Genomic DNA, 15,922 nt, shown 5'->3' on the forward strand with positions numbered 1-15,922 from the left:
GCACCCGGGCGGGACAGGGAGGGTGGGACCGTGTGCCACCGGCACGCGGTATCCCCACCCCCACGCGGTACCCCGACCGCTGTCCCGACCCGGAAGGAAACCCGATGTCCGTCGAGACGCAGCAGGCAGCCGCCGGGCTCACGGACGAGGAGCTCGCGACGCTTGACGCCCACTGGCGTGCCGCGAACTACCTCTCCGTCGGCCAGATCTACCTCATGGGCAACCCGCTGCTGGCCGAACCGCTGCGCCCGGAACACATCAAGCCGCGCCTGCTCGGCCACTGGGGCACCTCGCCCGGCCTCAACCTGGTCCACACCCACCTCAACCGCGTCATCAAGGCCCGTGACCTGAACGCCCTGTGCGTCTGGGGCCCCGGCCACGGCGGGCCCGCCGTGCTGGCCAACTCCTGGCTGGAGGGCTCGTACACCGAGACCTACCCGGACATCACCCGGGACGCCTCCGGCATGGCGCGGCTGTTCAAGCAGTTCTCCTTCCCCGGCGGGGTGCCCAGCCACGTCGCCCCCGAGACACCGGGCTCCATCCACGAGGGCGGCGAACTCGGCTACTCCCTCTCCCACGCCTACGGCGCCGCGCTCGACAACCCGGACCTGGTCGTCGCCTGCGTCATCGGCGACGGCGAGGCGGAGACCGGCCCGCTGGCCGCGTCCTGGCACTCCAACAAGTTCCTCGACCCGGTCCACGACGGAGCGGTCCTGCCGGTCCTGCACCTCAACGGCTACAAGATCGCCAACCCGACCGTCCTGGCCCGCCTTCCCGAGGCGGAACTCGACGAACTGCTCCGCGGCTACGGCCACGACCCGGTCCACGTCACCGGCGACGACCCGGCCGCCGTGCACCGCGCCATGGCCGCGGCCCTGGACACCGCCCTCGACCGCATCGCCGCCCTCCAGCGCGCCGCCCGCACCGACGGCGCCACCGAGCGGCCCCGCTGGCCCATGATCGTGCTGCGCACCCCCAAGGGCTGGACCGGCCCCGCCGAGGTCGACGGGGTGCCCGTGGAGGGCACCTGGCGCGCCCACCAGGTCCCGCTGGCCGCCGTCCGGGACAACCCCGAGCACCTGCGGCAGCTGGAGCGGTGGCTGCGCTCGTACCGCCCCGAGGAGCTGTTCGACGAGCACGGCGCCCCGCGCCCCGACGTGCTGGCCTGCGTCCCGCACGGTGCCCGCCGGCTCGGCGCCACCCCGCACGCCAACGGCGGCCTCCTGCTGCGCGAACTGCCGCTGCCCCCGCTGGAGAAGTACGCCGTCGAGGTCGACAAGCCCGGGGCGACCCTGCACGAGCCCACCCGCGTCCTCGGCGACCTGCTCGAGGACGTCATGGCCGCCACCGCCGACCGGCGCGACTTCCGGCTCGTCGGCCCAGACGAGACCGCCTCCAACCGCCTCCAGGCCGTCTACGGCGCCAGCGGCAAGGCCTGGCAGGCCCTGACCCTGCCGGTGGACGAGCACCTCGACCCGCACGGCCGGGTGATGGAGATCCTGTCCGAACACACCTGCCAGGGCTGGCTGGAGGGCTACCTCCTCACCGGCCGGCACGGACTGTTCTCCTGCTACGAGGCCTTCGTGCACATCGTCGACTCGATGGTCAACCAGCACATCAAATGGCTGCGCACCACCCGCCGGCTGCCCTGGCGGGCCCCCATCGCCTCGTTCAACTACCTGCTGACCTCGCACGTGTGGCGCCAGGACCACAACGGCTTCTCCCACCAGGACCCCGGCTTCGTCGACCACATCCTGAACAAGAGCCCCGAAGCGGTCCGGGTCTACTTCCCGCCGGACGCCAACACCCTGCTCTCCGTGGCCGACCACACGCTGCGCAGCCGCGACTACGTCAACGTGATCGTCGCCGGCAAGCAGCCCTGCTTCGACTGGCTCTCCATGGAGCAGGCCACGGTGCACTGCGCGCGCGGAGCCGGCATCTGGGACTGGGCCGGCACCGAGGACGGCGTCCGCGAACCGGACGTCGTGCTGGCCTGCGCGGGCGACGTGCCGACCCAGGAGGTGCTGGCCGCCGCCCAGCTGCTGCGCCGGCACCTGCCCGACCTGGCGGTGCGCGTGGTCAACGTCGTCGACATCGCCCGGCTGCTGCCCAGCGAGGAGCACCCGCACGGGATGACCGACTTCGAGTACGACGGCCTGTTCACGCCGGACAAGCCGGTGATCTTCGCCTACCACGGCTACCCGTGGCTGATCCACCGCCTGGCCTACCGGCGCGCAGGCCACCCCCACCTGCACGTACGCGGCTACAAGGAGATCGGCACCACGACCACGCCGTTCGACATGGTGGTCAGCAACGACCTGGACCGCTACCGCCTGGTCATGGACGTCATCGACCGCGTCCCCGGCCTCGCGGTGCGCGCCGCCGCCGTCCGCCAACGCATGGAGGACACCCGGCTGCGCCACCACGCCTGGATCCGGGAGCACGGCGTGGACCTGCCCGAGGTGGCGGACTGGTCCTGGGACGGCTGACCGGGACGCTCCCTCTGCAGCGCGCGGGGCGGCGGACAGGATCCCATCACGGGCGTGCGCGGACCAGGGCCGACCGGCCCTGGTCCGCGCACGTGCTTCGGGGAAGGATCCTTGAGGAAAGCCGACACATCACAAGGAGCGACCGATGGCGGACCGTGAGCAGGCCGGACCGGACACCCCGATCCGGGTCTTCCTCCTCGACGACCACGAGGTGGTACGGCGCGGGGTGCACGACCTGCTGAACGACGAACCGGACATCACGGTGGTGGGCGAGGCCGCCACCGCCGACCAGGCCCTGGTGCGCGTACCCGCCCTGCGCCCGGACGTGGCGGTGCTCGACGTGCGCCTGCCGGACGGCGACGGCGTGACCGTCTGCCGCGAACTGCGCTCCCGCCTGCCGGAACTGGCCTGCCTGATGCTGACCTCGTTCGACGACGAGGAGGCACTGCTGGACTCGATCATGGCGGGCGCCTCCGGCTATGTGCTGAAGCAGATCCGGGGCTCGGACCTGGTCTCGGCGGTGCGCACCGTGGCGAGCGGCCAGTCGCTGCTCGACCCCAGTGCCACCACGAAGCTGATGGCCCGGCTGCGCGGCGGACAGCAGCCGCAGGAGGAGCCGGACACGCTGCCCGGACTGACCGACCGGGAACGGGAGATCCTGGCCCTGATCGGCGAGGGCCTGACCAACCGCCAGATCGGCCAGCGCCTCTACCTGGCCGAGAAGACGGTGAAGAACCACATCTCCCGCCTGCTCGCCAAGCTCGGCGTGGAGCGGCGCATCCAGGCCGCCGTCATCGCCACCCAGGCCAAGGACCGGCTGCGCGGAACCTCCTGACCCCGGCCCCGCACGGCCGGTGCCTCAGCCGCGGCCGGCGTGTCCGCCGGTGTCGTCGCTCCGGACCTGCGGGGACGGCGTCGTTCGTCCCTTTTGCGAGGGACCCCGGGTCCGTTGGTGCGGGCGCCGGGAGCGGGGGATCCTGGAGGGCGGAAGCCCTTTAGGGAGGCATCGCCATGCATGCTCAGCTGGGCGACCGACTGGTCGTCGAAAGCCCGGCCACCGGTGACGCTCGGCGCGACGGCGAGATCGTCGGCCTGCACCACGAGGACGGCACCCCGCCGTACGACGTGCGGTGGTCCGACACCGGCGAGATCACGCTGGTGTTCCCTGGCCCGGACGCCCATGTCCGGCACCCCGGGGAGGTAGCAGAGACCGCGGTCGGTGGACCGGCACCCGAGCAGTCCTCCGGCGCGGCGCCAGCCCGGCCGGGGGACTTCGGCCGACGTCTGGCGGCCGCCCGCCGAGAGCGGGGACTGAGCCTGGAGGAGACGGCGGGCCGGGCCCGGATGTCCCCGCAGTACCTCGCGTATCTGGAGCAGCGCCCCTCGGCGCCCGGGATCGGGACCGTCGTGAGGCTGGCCGACGCGCTGGACACCACAGCGATCACGCTGAGCGGCGGCGACCAGGACCTGCCGCCCGGGCAGGGACAGGCGCTGCTCCACCCCCGCCTGACCCACCTCGGCCCGGACGAGTGCCGGGAGCTGCTGTCCACGCACGGAGTGGGACGCGTCGCGCTGACCGGCCCGGACGGGCCCGCCGTCTTCCCGGTCAACTACGACGTGGTGGACGACGACCTCGTCTTCCGCACCACGCCCGGCGCGGTTGCCGCCTGCGCCGTCGGCCACGAGGTGGCCTTCGAGGTGGACCACGTCGACGAGACGACGAGCCGGGGCTGGAGCGTGCTGGCGGTCGGCCGCGCCGAAGCGGTCACGGAGGCCGACGCCGTACGCCGCCTGGGGGAGCGGGCCCACTCCGACCCCTGGGCGGGCGGGCCCCGGACCCTCTGGGTGCGCATCCGCCCCGTCCGCTTGACGGGACGCCGCATCACCCCCGCGGACCGGTGAACGGGCCGGGCCCGGGCTCCGGCCGGACATGAAGGGACGGCGCGACGGACACCGTGCCGGGACGGACACCGTGCGCTGCGTACGCGAATGGCCCGGGCGCGGCGGACAGGAGTGGACGGGAAGGACAATCCACTTCTCGCGGATCCTGATTGCGCGGTGCGCGGGTTTTCACCGCTTCCCCGCGTCTTCCGGTCCTTCCCGTCACTCCCATGACACCACACGGGCCGTCGCCGCACCAGGGCCGTCCGGCCCCGGCAGGGGCCCCGGCCCAGGTCGGGACCAGCGGGCCGTGCCGAGGGCCCGCTGAGCCCTTCCGGCCGGGCCGGCCGGCGACGGAGGGTGGGCGGGGAAGCGGCCAGGGAGCCCACGGGAGGAGCCGTCATGCGGACACCAGTAGTCGACGCGACCACCCTGGAGAGCCTGCTGTACTCGGCCGTGGCGGCTCCGTCGATCCACAACACCCAGCCCTGGCGGTTCGGCCTGGACGCCGGCACCCGGTCCATCCACGTCCGCGCGGACCCACGGTCCCTGCCACTGGCCGATCCGGTGCGGCGCGCCCAGCACCTCTCCGTGGGCGCGGCCGTCCTCAACCTGCGGGTCACCGCGGCCCACCTCGGCTGGGACCCCCTCGTGACGCTCCTGCCCGACCCGGGCGACCCCGGCCTGCTGGCCACCGTCCGGCTGTTCGTGGCCGCGCCGGACGCGCAGCCGTCGTACCCCGGCCTGTACGACGCGATCGCGCGCCGGCACACCAGCCGGATGCCGTTCACCGGGCGGCCGGTGCCGGAGCACATCGTGCTGGAGATGGTCAAGGCGGCCCGGATCGAGGGGGCCCACCTGGACGTGCCCGACTTCGCCGGCACCCGGCGCCTGCTGAGCCTGACCGCGCAGGCCGAGGCGCGCAACGCCGCCGACCCGGCCCGTACCGCCGAGACCAGGGCCTGGGTCAACGCCCCGGACACCCCCTTCCCGCACGGCATTCCACTCACCTCGCTGGGCCCGCGGGACACGGCCGGGCGGATGCCCGTGCGGGACTTCACCGGCCCGCTGCCGGGACTGTGTCCGCCCGCGCTGCGGTTCGAACGGCACGCGCAGGTTGCCCTCTTGTGGACACCGCACGACCGGCGGGAGGACTGGCTGCGCGCGGGCCAGGCGATGGAGCGGGCCCTGCTGGTGGCCACCCGGTACGGGGTGCGCACCTCCATGCTGCACCAGGCGATGGAGTGGCCCGACCTGCGGGCGGCGACGGCCGCCCCGAGGCTCCGCTGCCGCCCTCACCTGCTGATCCGCTTCGGCTACGGCCCGGACGGCGGCCGCACCCCGCGCGCGGCCGGCGCATGGGCCGAAGGGACAGGATGAACGCGCACGACGGGCGGGCCGGGCGGCGTGCGGAACGCCTGCCCCGGCCCGCCCGGGTCGTCGAACCGTCGTCGCGCGGCCGCTCAGCCCGGAACGCGCAGATCCGTGAGTTCCCGTCCGGTGACCATGGTGGCCTCGATGCGGATGAAGACGTCCTCCTCGATCGGCATCCAGGAGCGCGGCCCGGTGCTCAGGAGACGCTGGTGCTCGACCGGATCGGTGACCACGGTGGCCCGGCCGGTGACGACCACGCTCCAGCCCGACCGGCTCTCCACGTCGAAGGCGTCCGCCTCGAAGGCGACCACGACCCCGTCGACGGCGCGCACGAGGTCCGATCCGGCGGAGGTGCGCAGCAGCACGGACGCGTCCGCCGCAAGGGCGAAGTTGACGGGCAGCACCGCGGGCAGCGCCCGTTGGGTGTAGACGACACGGCCCACCGGTACCTCGGCCATCAGGCGCAGGCACTCCCGCCGGTCCATCGAGCGAAAGCCATCGTTGTCGGACACCCTCCCATGGTCGCCACGCACCCGGCCTGCCGTTAGGGCCTGTTGGCCCACATCTTCGGCGGGTTCCGCCGGACGCCTCAAGTGCCGCCGCCTCGGGGGGCGGGACGGCCGGGTCGGTGGAATCCTTTGGTGCGCGGGTGCCGGCCGTGCCGATCGTGTCGTGCGGACGGGGCGGACGCCACTCGCCGGCAGAGCGAGCGGCCAACGGGCGGGACCGGACCCGGAAGGGAGCGGCGCGGTGGCCAAGGAGACCGACCCGGCGTCCAAGCGCACACGCGGAACCCCACCGCCGGGCCTGGACGGCGAACTGACGCAGGCACTGGTGGGCTCGCGCCGGTTCTTCACCCGGGCGGAGGTCTCCCCGGACCTGCGCACCCTGCACAGGACCGGCGGCCGTCAGGCGGACGACTTCTACCGGGACCGCTGGTCGCACGACAAGGTGGTGCGCTCCACCCACGGCGTGAACTGCACCGGATCCTGCTCGTGGAAGGTGTACGTCAAGGACGGCATCATCACCTGGGAGGCCCAGCAGACCGACTATCCCTCGGTCGGCCCGGACCGCCCCGAGTACGAGCCGCGCGGCTGCCCGCGCGGCGCCGCGTTCTCCTGGTACACGTACTCGCCGACCCGAGTCCGCTACCCGTACGTGCGCGGTGTGCTGCTCCGGATGTACCGGGAGGCGAAAGCCCGGCTCGGCGATCCGGTCGCGGCCTGGGCGGACATCGTCTCCGACCCGGCGCGGGCCCGCCGGTACAAGGCCGCGCGCGGCAGGGGCGGCCTGGTGCGGACGAGCTGGGCGGAGGCGGTGGAGCTGGCCGCCGCGGCGCATGTGCACACCATCGAGGAGTACGGTCCCGACCGGCTGGCCGGGTTCTCGCCGATCCCGGCGATGTCGATGGTCTCGCACGCGGCGGGCGCCCGTTTCTACTCGCTGCTCGGCGGCGTGATGCTGTCCTTCTACGACTGGTACGCGGACCTGCCGGTCGCCTCACCGCAGGTCTTCGGCGACCAGACGGACGTGCCGGAGTCGGGGGACTGGTGGGACGCCGGCTACCTGATCATGTGGGGCTCCAACCTGCCGGTGACCCGTACCCCGGACGCGCACTGGATGACCGAGGCCCGCTACCGGGGCCAGAAGGTCGTCGCGGTCAGCCCGGACTACGCGGACAACGTGAAGTTCGCCGACGAGTGGCTGCCCGCGCGGCCGGGCACGGACGGGGCGCTGGCGATGGCCATGGGCCACGTGGTGCTCAAGGAGTTCTTCGCCGACCGCCGCACTCCGTACTTCGAGGAGTACGTGAGGCGGTACACGGACCTGCCGTTCCTGGTCGTCCTGGACGAGCGCGAGCCGGGCACGGACGTGGGGCCGGGGACGTACACGCCGGGCAAGTTCCTGACCGCGGCAGACCTCGGCGGGGAACCGGCCGCCGCCGAGCACGCGGAGTTCCGCACGGTCCTGCTGGACGGCGACGGCAGCCCGGTCGTCCCCGGCGGCACCCTCGGCGACCGGTTCGGCGAGAGCGGGGCCGGACGGTGGAACCTGGACCTGGGCGATACCGACCCGCTGCTGTCGGCCGAGGGCGGCGGCGAGTCCCCGGTGGCGGTCGAACTGCCCCGCTTCGACGCCCCCGACGGCGGCGCGGGCGTGCTGCGGCGCGGCGTCCCGGTGCGGCGGATCGCCGGACGGCTGGTCACCACGGTGTACGACCTGCTGCTCGCCCAGTACGGCGTGGTCCGCCCCGGACTGCCCGGCCGCTGGCCCGCGTCGTACGACGACGCCGACGAGCCGTACACGCCCGCCTGGCAGGCCGCGATCACCGGCGTGGACGCGGAGCGGGCCGCGCGCATCGCCCGGGAGTTCGCCGCCAACGCCGAGGAGTCACGCGGCCGTTCGATGATCGTGATGGGTGCGGGCACCAACCACTGGTTCCACTCCGACACCATCTACCGGGCGTTCCTCACCCTCACGACACTGACCGGCTGCCAGGGCGTCAACGGCGGTGGCTGGGCCCATTACGTGGGCCAGGAGAAGGTCCGGCCGCTCACCGGTTACAACGTGCTCGCGACCGCCTCCGACTGGAACCGCCCGGCACGGCAGATGATCCAGACGGCGTACTGGTACCTGCACAGCGACCAGTTCCGCTACGACCCGTTCTCCGCCGACACCCTCGCGGCGGCCGGCGCGGGCGGCCCCTTCGCCGGGAGGACCACCGCGGACCTGATCGCCGCCTCCGCGCGCATGGGCTGGATGCCCTCCTACCCGACCTTCGACCGCAATCCGCTGGACCTCGCCGACGAGGCCGAGGCCGCCGGACGCCCGGTCGCCGAACACGTGGTGGAGCAACTGACGTCAGGGCGGCTCGGGTTCGCGGGCGAGGACCCGGACGCACCCGCCAACTTCCCGCGCGTACTGACCGTCTGGCGGGCCAACCTGCTCGGCTCCTCCGCGAAGGGCAACGAGTATTTCCTCAAGCACCTGCTCGGCACCGACTCCTCCGTCAGCGCCGCCGAGGCGCCGCCCGGCGCGCGGCCCCGGGACGTGAGATGGCGCAAGGAGGCACCTGTCGGCAAGCTGGACCTGCTGCTGACACTGGACTTCCGCATGACCAGCACGACCGTCTTCTCGGACGTGGTGCTGCCCGCCGCCACCTGGTACGAGAAGCACGACCTGTCGAGCACCGACATGCACCCCTACGTCCACGCCTTCAGCCCGGCGATCGCCCCGCCCTGGCAGACCCGCACCGACTGGGACGCCTTCACCACCCTGGCCCGCGAGTTCAGCCGGCTCGCCGCCACCCGCCTCGGCGTGCGCAAGGACGTCGTCGCCGCCCCGCTGCTGCACGACACCCCGGACGAACTGGCCACCCCGCACGGCCGCGTACGGGACTGGAAGGCAGGCGAGTGCGCGCCCGAGCCCGGCCGCACCATGCCGAGACTGGTCACCGTCGAACGCGACTACGGCGCCGTAGCCGAGAAGATGACCGCGCTCGGCCCGCTCCTGGACTCCCTCGGCGCCTCCACCAAGGGCGTCACCTTCCGCCTGGAACGCGAACTGGACTACCTGCGGCACAAGAACGGCGCGGTGCGCGGGGGAGTGGCCGACGGGCGGCCCGCGCTCGCCCGGGACGTGCAGGCCTGCGAGACGATCCTCACCCTGTCCGGCACCACCAACGGCCGTCTGGCCACCCAGGGCTTCCACACCCTCGAAGCCCGCACCGGGGTCCGGCTCGCCGACCTGGCCGCGGAGCACGAGGGCAAGCAGGTCACCTTCGCCGACACCCAGGAAGCCCCCGTGCCGGTCATCACCAGCCCCGAGTGGTCCGGTTCGGAGGCGGGCGGCCGCCGCTACGCGCCGTTCACCGTCAACGTCGAACGCGGAAAGCCGTGGCACACCCTCACCGGCCGCCAGCACTTCTACCTCGACCACGACTGGATGGCCGCGCTCGGCGAGCAACTCCCCGTCTACCGGCCGCCGCTGGACATGCACGCCCTGTTCGGCGAACCACGGCTGGGAGAGACCGGCGAACTCGGCCTGACCGTGCGGTACCTGACCCCGCACAACAAGTGGTCCATCCACTCCGAGTACCAGGACAACCTGTTCATGCTGTCGCTGTCCCGCGGCGGACCCACCATCTGGATGAGCACCGAGGACGCGGCCAGGACCGGCGTGCGCGACAACGACTGGATCGAGGCGGTCAACCGCAACGGCGTCGTCGCCGCCCGCGCCGTCGTCTCGCACCGGATGCCGCGGGGGACCGTCTACATGCACCACGCCCAGGACCGCCTGATTGACGTGCCCCGCACCGAGACCACCGGCCGCCGCGGCGGCATCCACAACTCCCTCACCCGCCTGCTGATCAAACCCAGCCACCTCATCGGCGGCTACGCCCAGTTGTCGTACGCCTTCAACTACCTCGGCCCGACCGGCAACCAGCGCGACGAGGTGACCGTCATCCGCCGCCGCGCCGACCAGGAGGTGACGTACTGACATGCGCCCCATGGCCCAGATGGCGATGGTGATGAACCTCGACAAGTGCATCGGCTGCCACACCTGCTCGGTCACCTGCAAACAGGCGTGGACCAACCGGACCGGCGTCGAGTACGTGTGGTTCAACAACGTCGAGACCCGGCCCGGCCAGGGCTACCCGCGCCGCTACGAGGACCAGGACACCTGGCAGGGCGGCTGGACCCTGAACCGGCGCGGCAGGCTCACGCTGAAGGCCGGCGGCCGCTTCAAGAAGCTCATCAGCATTTTCTCCAACCCCAACCTGCCGAGCCTGGACGACTACTACCAGCCCTGGACGTACGACTACGAGACGCTGACCGACGCCCCGTTGCAGGAACACGTCCCGGTCGCCCGCCCCAAGTCCCTCATCACCGGCAAGGACATGAAGATCTCCTGGTCGGCGAACTGGGACGACGACCTCGGCGGATCCGCCCAGCACGGCGAGAAGGACGTCCTGCTCGGCGAGATCTCCGAGCGGATCCGGCTGGAGTTCGAGCAGACGTTCATGTTCTACCTGCCGCGCATCTGCGAGCACTGCCTCAACCCGTCCTGCGCCGCCTCCTGCCCCTCAGGGGCGATCTACAAGCGCACCGAGGACGGCATCGTCCTGGTCGACCAGGACCGCTGCCGGGGCTGGCGTATGTGCGTGACCGGATGCCCGTACAAGAAGGTCTACTTCAACCACCGCACCGGCAAGGCCGAGAAGTGCACCTTCTGCTTCCCCCGCGTCGAGGTCGGCCTGCCCACCGTCTGCTCCGAGACCTGCGTCGGCCGGCTGCGCTACATCGGCCTCGTCCTCTACGACGCGGACCGCGTCCTCGAGGCCGCCACCACCCCCGACGACACCGGCCTGTACGAGGCGCAGCGCCGCGTCCTCCTCGACCCGGACGACCCGCGGGTCGCCGACGCGTGCGAGCGGGCCGGCATCCCCCGGGACTGGATCGAGGCCGCCCGCCGCTCCCCGGTGCACGCCCTGATCAACACCTACCGGGTGGCGCTGCCGCTGCACCCGGAGTACCGCACCCTGCCCATGGTCTGGTACATCCCGCCGCTCTCCCCGGTCGTCGACGCCGTGCGCGAGACCGGGCACGACGCCGAGGACCACCGCAACCTGTTCGCCGCCGTCGACTCCCTGCGCATCCCCGTCGGCTACCTCGCCCGGCTCTTCACCGCCGGCGACCCCGCGCCCGTCGACGCCGTCCTGCGCAGACTGGCCGCCATGCGCTCCTACATGCGCGACATCAACCTCGGCCGCGAACCCGACCCCGCGATCCCACGGTCGGTCGGGATGGAGGAGGAGCAGATGTACGACATGTACCGGCTGCTGGCCCTGGCCAAGTACGACGAGCGGTACGTCATCCCGCCCGCGCACGCCGAAGAGGCCCACGACCTGGAGGAGTCGGTCACCGAGTGCAGCCTGGACTACGAGGGCGGCCCCGGTATGGGAGGCTCCGGACCCTTCGGCGAGACCTCCGGCGGCGCCGCGCCGGTCGCCGTGGAGAACTACCGGGCCCTGCGCGACCGGCAGACCTCCGACACCCCGGCCGCCCCCGTCGACAAGGACACCCGCGTCAACCTGCTCAACTGGGACGGCAAGGGCTCCCCGCCCGGCCTGTTCCCGCCCGCCGGCGGCGACGGTGAGGGTGAGCCGAAACCATGAGGAGGAAAACCGGGACCGCACCGGCCCGCACCGAGTCCTGGCACCCCCGCGCCTGGCAGGTCCAGTCCCTGCTGCTCGCCTACCCGGACGAGGAGTTCCCCGAGCGGCTGTCCCTGGCCCGCCACGCGGCCGCCGCCCTGCCCGACCGCGTCCGCGCCCCCCTGCTCCGCTTCACCGGGCACGCCGGGCACACACCGGCCGGAGAACTCGCCGCCGCCTACGTCGCCACCTTCGACCACCGCAAGCGCTGCTGCCCCTACCTGACCTACTACGCGCACGGCGACACCCGCAGGCGCGGAGTCGCGCTGCTCCGCCTGAAACAGACCTACGCCGCCGCCGGGCTGCGCCTCGCCGACGACGAACTGCCCGACCACCTCGCCGTCGTCCTGGAGTTCGCGGCCGCGGAACCGGCCACCGGACACCGGCTGCTCACCGAGCACCGCGCCGGTCTCGAACTGCTCCGCCTGGCCCTGCGCGCCGAGGACTCGCCCTGGACGGCCGTACTGGAGTCCGTCTCCGCCACGCTGCCGCCGCTGAAGGGCGACGAACAGCAGGCGGTCGCCCGGCTCGCCGCCGAGGGCCCGCCCGAGGAACAGGTCGGGCTCGCCCCCTACACGCCACCCCAGTTCATGCCCGGCCCGGCAGGAGGCCCGCGATGACGACCGCGCCCGCGCAGCCCCTCACCACGGCCGCCCAGACCGGCACCGGCAGCACCCTGCTGTGGGTGGTGGTGCCCTACCTCGCCCTCGCCGTCTTCGTCCTCGGGCACATCTGGCGCTACCGCTACGACAAGTTCGGCTGGACCACCCGCTCCTCGCAGCTCTACGAGAAAAGGCTGCTGCGGATCGGCAGCCCGCTGTTCCACTTCGGCATCCTCGTCGTGATCCTCGGCCACATCGGCGGGCTGGTCGTCCCCGAGAGCTGGACGCGGGCGGTCGGCATCGGCGAGACCACGTACCACTGGCTGGCCGTCGTCCTCGGCACCGTCGCCGGGGTGTGCACGGTCGGAGGTCTCGCCATCCTCGTCTACCGCCGCCGCACGGTGGGTTCGGTGTTCTCCGCCACCACGCGCAACGACAAGGCGATGTACGTCTCCCTCACCGTGACCATCGCGCTCGGCCTGTCCGCCACCGTCGCCGCGAACGTCGTCGGCGGGGGCTACGACTACCGGCAGACCATCTCCCCCTGGTTCCGGTCCGTCTTCGCCGTGCAACCGCGCCCGGACCTGATGAGCGGCGTGCCGCTGCTCTTCCAGTTCCACGCCCTCAGCGCCATGCTGCTCTTCGCCGCCTGGCCCTTCACCCGCCTGGTCCACATGCTCACCGCGCCGGTCGGCTACCTCACCCGCCCCTACATCGTCTACCGCAGCCGAGACCCCCGCCTCGGCACAAGACCACCGCGCCGCGGCTGGGAACGGATCGGATGACGGCGGGCGGCGCCACCGTAATTCGGTGGCGCCGCCTCACCGTGCTCCCCTACGGTGAGGCGCGCGACCAGCGGAGGGTTACGGCCGTCGCTGCCGGTCGGCTTCGGTGCGCTGAGCTCTCGTGAGCTCTCGTTGAGGAAGAGGAGGTGTGACCCATGGCTGTCTCGGTGATGGGCGCTGCCCGCAATCCCAGGATCATCCACTCCACCTCCGCGGCCACCGGCTGACACCACCTGCCACGCCCGCGCACACCCGCGCGGGCCGTCGGGGCCGCCCTCGTGAAGGGTTCCCCCTTGCGTTCCTCCGCTTCTTCCGTTCCGTCCGTCCCTTCCTTTCCTTCTTCCGTCTCGCCGCACCCTCTCGCCCCCTACGGCTGGGACGAGGGCTGGGAGACGGTCTTCACCCCGTACACCGCCGAAGGCCTGCTGCCGGGCCGGGTGATCCGCGTCGACCGGGGACAGTGCGACATCGTCACCACAGGCGGTGTGCTGCGCGCGGACACCGCGTTCGTCACCCCGCACGACCCGATGCGGGTGGTGTGCACCGGTGACTGGGTCGCCGTCGAGCCCGGCGGCAACCCGCGTTACGTCCGTACGACACTGCCGCGCCGCACCGCCTTCGTGCGCTCCACCTCCTCCAAGCGGTCCGAGGGGCAGATCCTCGCCGCCAACGTCGACCACGCGATCATCGCGGTGTCCCTCGCGGTCGAACTCGACCTCGGCCGTATCGAGCGCTACCTGGCGCTGGCCTGGGAATCGGGCGCGCAGCCGCTGATCGTGCTGACCAAGGCCGACCTCGTGCCCGACGCGACGGGGCTGGGGTACCTCGTCCAGGACGTGGAGACGAGCGCGCCCGGCGTGCCCGTGCTGCCCGTCAGCGCCCTCACCGGGGACGGGCTCGACGTCCTCCTCGCCGTCGTCTCCTCGGGCACGTCCGTGCTGCTCGGCTCGTCCGGAGCGGGCAAGTCCACGCTCGCGAACGTGCTGCTCGGCGACGACGTCATGGTCGTGCAGGCCGCGCGGGACGTCGACGGCAAGGGCCGGCACACGACCACCACCCGCAACCTCCTCGCGCTGCCCGGCGGCGGTGTGCTGATCGACACGCCGGGGCTGCGCGGGGTGGGCCTGTGGGACGCCGAGAGCGGGGTCGGACAGGTCTTCTCCGAGATCGAGGAGCTGGCCGGGCGGTGCCGGTTCCACGACTGCGCCCACGACAGCGAGCCCGGGTGCGCGGTGCTGGCCGCCGTCGACGCCGGCGAGCTGCCCCAGCGGCGGCTGGAGAGCTACCGCAAGCTCCTGCGCGAGAACCAGTGGATCGTCGCCAAGACCGACGCGCGGCTGCGCTCGGAGATCCGACGGGACTGGAAGCGCAAGGGCGCCGAGGGCCGGGCGGCGATGGAGGCCAAGCGGGGGCGGTGGCGCTAGGCAGCGTCTTTCCGATCGTCCGATCGTTGGTCCGGCCGTGCGGAATGGGGAGGTATCCGCTGCTGCGCGGGGTGGCAGCCGATCAGGCGACGGAGTGGGTGATGGTGCCGGTGTACTGGCCGACGGGAGCGTTGGCGGGCACGGTGATGACCACGGCCGGGTTCCAGCTGCAGCTCTCGTTGCCGCTCGACCCCGAGTAGGAGAACGCCGTGCGCGCCGCGTTCAGCGTGACCTGGCTGCCGGCACCGCTCTGTCCTGGATGGCACGTTCCGGGGGACGATTCGGCGGTGGCGGGCCCGGACCAGTACGCGATGTCGCCGGTGGGGATCGTGCCGCCCGCTGTGGTCAGCGCCGTGGCGGTCACGGTGACCGTCCACTCCGGCTCCTGCTGGCCGGTGACGGTGACGGTGCCCAGTCGGGCGCTGTGCGTGCTGCCGGCCGAGGCCACGCCCAGATTGGCGGTGGCCGGCACGCTGATCGTGAGGTCCGAGGCCGCCGGAGCACGGGTGGGGGGCGGCTCCGCGTCCGAGGGGGAGGGCTGGATGACCGCCGTGAGCAGGGCGGTGGTGAGCAGGATGCGAGTGTGCACGAATGTCCGTCGGTGCTGTGGTGTGTGGTCAGGAAGAGGTGTTCCGGCCGCGTCCGCGTACGGCGAGTACGGCCAGGCCGAGGGCCGCGAGGACGGCGCCGCCTGTCGCCCAGAGGCGGCGGTGGGAACCGACGGAGGCGATCATCGCCTGTACCGGCCGCCCGTCTCCGGCGTCGGGGAAGGAGAGGCGCCCGGTGGCGGTGTGCTCGACGAGTCCGCTGCGCAGGGTGACGTCAGCCGTCCAGGGCCCGTCGGGAATGCGGCTGCCGAGAACGAAGGCGATCTCGCCGGTGTCGCCGGGTGCGAGCGTGGGCCCCTGACTGCCGGCGAAGGGCCCTGCCGCCAGCCCGTCCGGGCCGCTCCTCAGCATCAGCCTGCCGGTGAGGTCCACGGCCCGCGCCCCGGTGTTGCGCACCCGGGCCCGGAGCCGGGTCAGGCCGCCGCGGTCGCGAGCGGGAACGAGGCCGGTGATCCGGAAGTCGGAGGCCGGTTCGCCGCCGGGACCGATGTCGAGATAGAAGTGCGTTCTCCCGAGGATCAGTTGGCCCACAGAGGTACCAG

Annotated in this window: 12 protein-coding genes; 9 read left to right on the forward strand and 3 right to left on the reverse strand. The window is 72.6% G+C overall.

Annotated elements, in window-relative coordinates:
* Nucleotides 1-104: 104 nt before the first annotated feature.
* The 4 genes from ACIOWN_RS32250 (at nt 105) to ACIOWN_RS32265 (ending at nt 5,750) form a co-directional block, all read left to right on the forward strand.
* Nucleotides 105-2,489 carry a phosphoketolase gene (locus tag ACIOWN_RS32250; protein ID WP_401984169.1) on the forward strand — a complete coding sequence of 795 codons (2,385 nt, stop codon included), beginning with the start codon at nt 105-107 and terminating at the stop codon, nt 2,487-2,489.
* A gap of 145 nt (nt 2,490-2,634) precedes the next feature.
* A complete protein-coding gene (locus ACIOWN_RS32255; protein ID WP_326804724.1) occupies nt 2,635-3,324 on the forward strand; it encodes a response regulator transcription factor in 690 nt (229 codons plus the stop codon).
* 176 nt (nt 3,325-3,500) lie between these two features.
* Nucleotides 3,501-4,391, forward strand: coding sequence for a DUF1918 domain-containing protein (locus ACIOWN_RS32260; RefSeq protein WP_362357267.1), 891 nt, complete (start codon nt 3,501-3,503; stop codon nt 4,389-4,391).
* Between the two features lie 381 nt (nt 4,392-4,772).
* A complete protein-coding gene (locus ACIOWN_RS32265; protein WP_362357265.1) occupies nt 4,773-5,750 on the forward strand; it encodes an Acg family FMN-binding oxidoreductase in 978 nt (325 codons plus the stop codon).
* 83 nt (nt 5,751-5,833) lie between these two features.
* Here the strand turns inward: ACIOWN_RS32265 and ACIOWN_RS32270 are convergent, their stop codons facing one another.
* On the reverse strand, nt 5,834-6,256 hold the full coding sequence (locus ACIOWN_RS32270) for a pyridoxamine 5'-phosphate oxidase family protein (protein WP_362357263.1): 423 nt from the start codon (nt 6,254-6,256) through the stop codon (nt 5,834-5,836).
* A 238-nt stretch (nt 6,257-6,494) separates the two neighbouring features.
* On the opposite strand from ACIOWN_RS32270, the gene ACIOWN_RS32275 reads away from it, so the two are divergent.
* From ACIOWN_RS32275 to rsgA, 5 genes are all read left to right on the forward strand, one after another.
* Nucleotides 6,495-10,244 carry a nitrate reductase subunit alpha gene (locus tag ACIOWN_RS32275; protein WP_401984171.1) on the forward strand — a complete coding sequence of 1,250 codons (3,750 nt, stop codon included), beginning with the start codon at nt 6,495-6,497 and terminating at the stop codon, nt 10,242-10,244.
* Between the two features lies 1 nt (nt 10,245).
* Nucleotides 10,246-11,922 carry a nitrate reductase subunit beta gene (gene narH, locus ACIOWN_RS32280; RefSeq protein ID WP_362357261.1) on the forward strand — a complete coding sequence of 559 codons (1,677 nt, stop codon included), beginning with the start codon at nt 10,246-10,248 and terminating at the stop codon, nt 11,920-11,922.
* Nucleotides 11,919-12,581 (forward strand): nitrate reductase molybdenum cofactor assembly chaperone, encoded by a 663-nt coding sequence (narJ, locus tag ACIOWN_RS32285; RefSeq protein WP_401984172.1) that lies wholly within the window; start codon nt 11,919-11,921, stop codon nt 12,579-12,581. Before narH ends, narJ begins: the two co-directional genes overlap by 4 nt.
* Nucleotides 12,578-13,348 carry a respiratory nitrate reductase subunit gamma gene (gene narI, locus ACIOWN_RS32290; RefSeq protein WP_362357257.1) on the forward strand — a complete coding sequence of 257 codons (771 nt, stop codon included), beginning with the start codon at nt 12,578-12,580 and terminating at the stop codon, nt 13,346-13,348. The genes narJ and narI overlap by 4 nt, the downstream gene beginning before the upstream one ends.
* Before the next feature lie 293 nt (nt 13,349-13,641).
* Nucleotides 13,642-14,772 (forward strand): ribosome small subunit-dependent GTPase A, encoded by a 1,131-nt coding sequence (rsgA, locus tag ACIOWN_RS32295; protein ID WP_362357255.1) that lies wholly within the window; start codon nt 13,642-13,644, stop codon nt 14,770-14,772.
* An 82-nt stretch (nt 14,773-14,854) separates the two neighbouring features.
* On the opposite strand, the gene ACIOWN_RS32300 is transcribed toward rsgA, so the two are convergent.
* Nucleotides 14,855-15,361, reverse strand: a complete 507-nt coding sequence (locus ACIOWN_RS32300; RefSeq protein WP_362357253.1) for a hypothetical protein — start codon at nt 15,359-15,361, stop codon at nt 14,855-14,857.
* A gap of 28 nt (nt 15,362-15,389) precedes the next feature.
* The gene (locus ACIOWN_RS32305; protein ID WP_362357251.1) at nt 15,390-15,911 is read right to left on the reverse strand and encodes a hypothetical protein; all 522 of its coding nucleotides are present in this window, start codon (nt 15,909-15,911) and stop codon (nt 15,390-15,392) included.
* Between the last annotated feature and the right edge of the window lie 11 nt (nt 15,912-15,922).

The sequence above is a fragment of the Streptomyces sp. NPDC087787 genome (assembly GCF_044743035.1).
GTDB lineage: Bacteria > Actinomycetota > Actinomycetes > Streptomycetales > Streptomycetaceae > Streptomyces.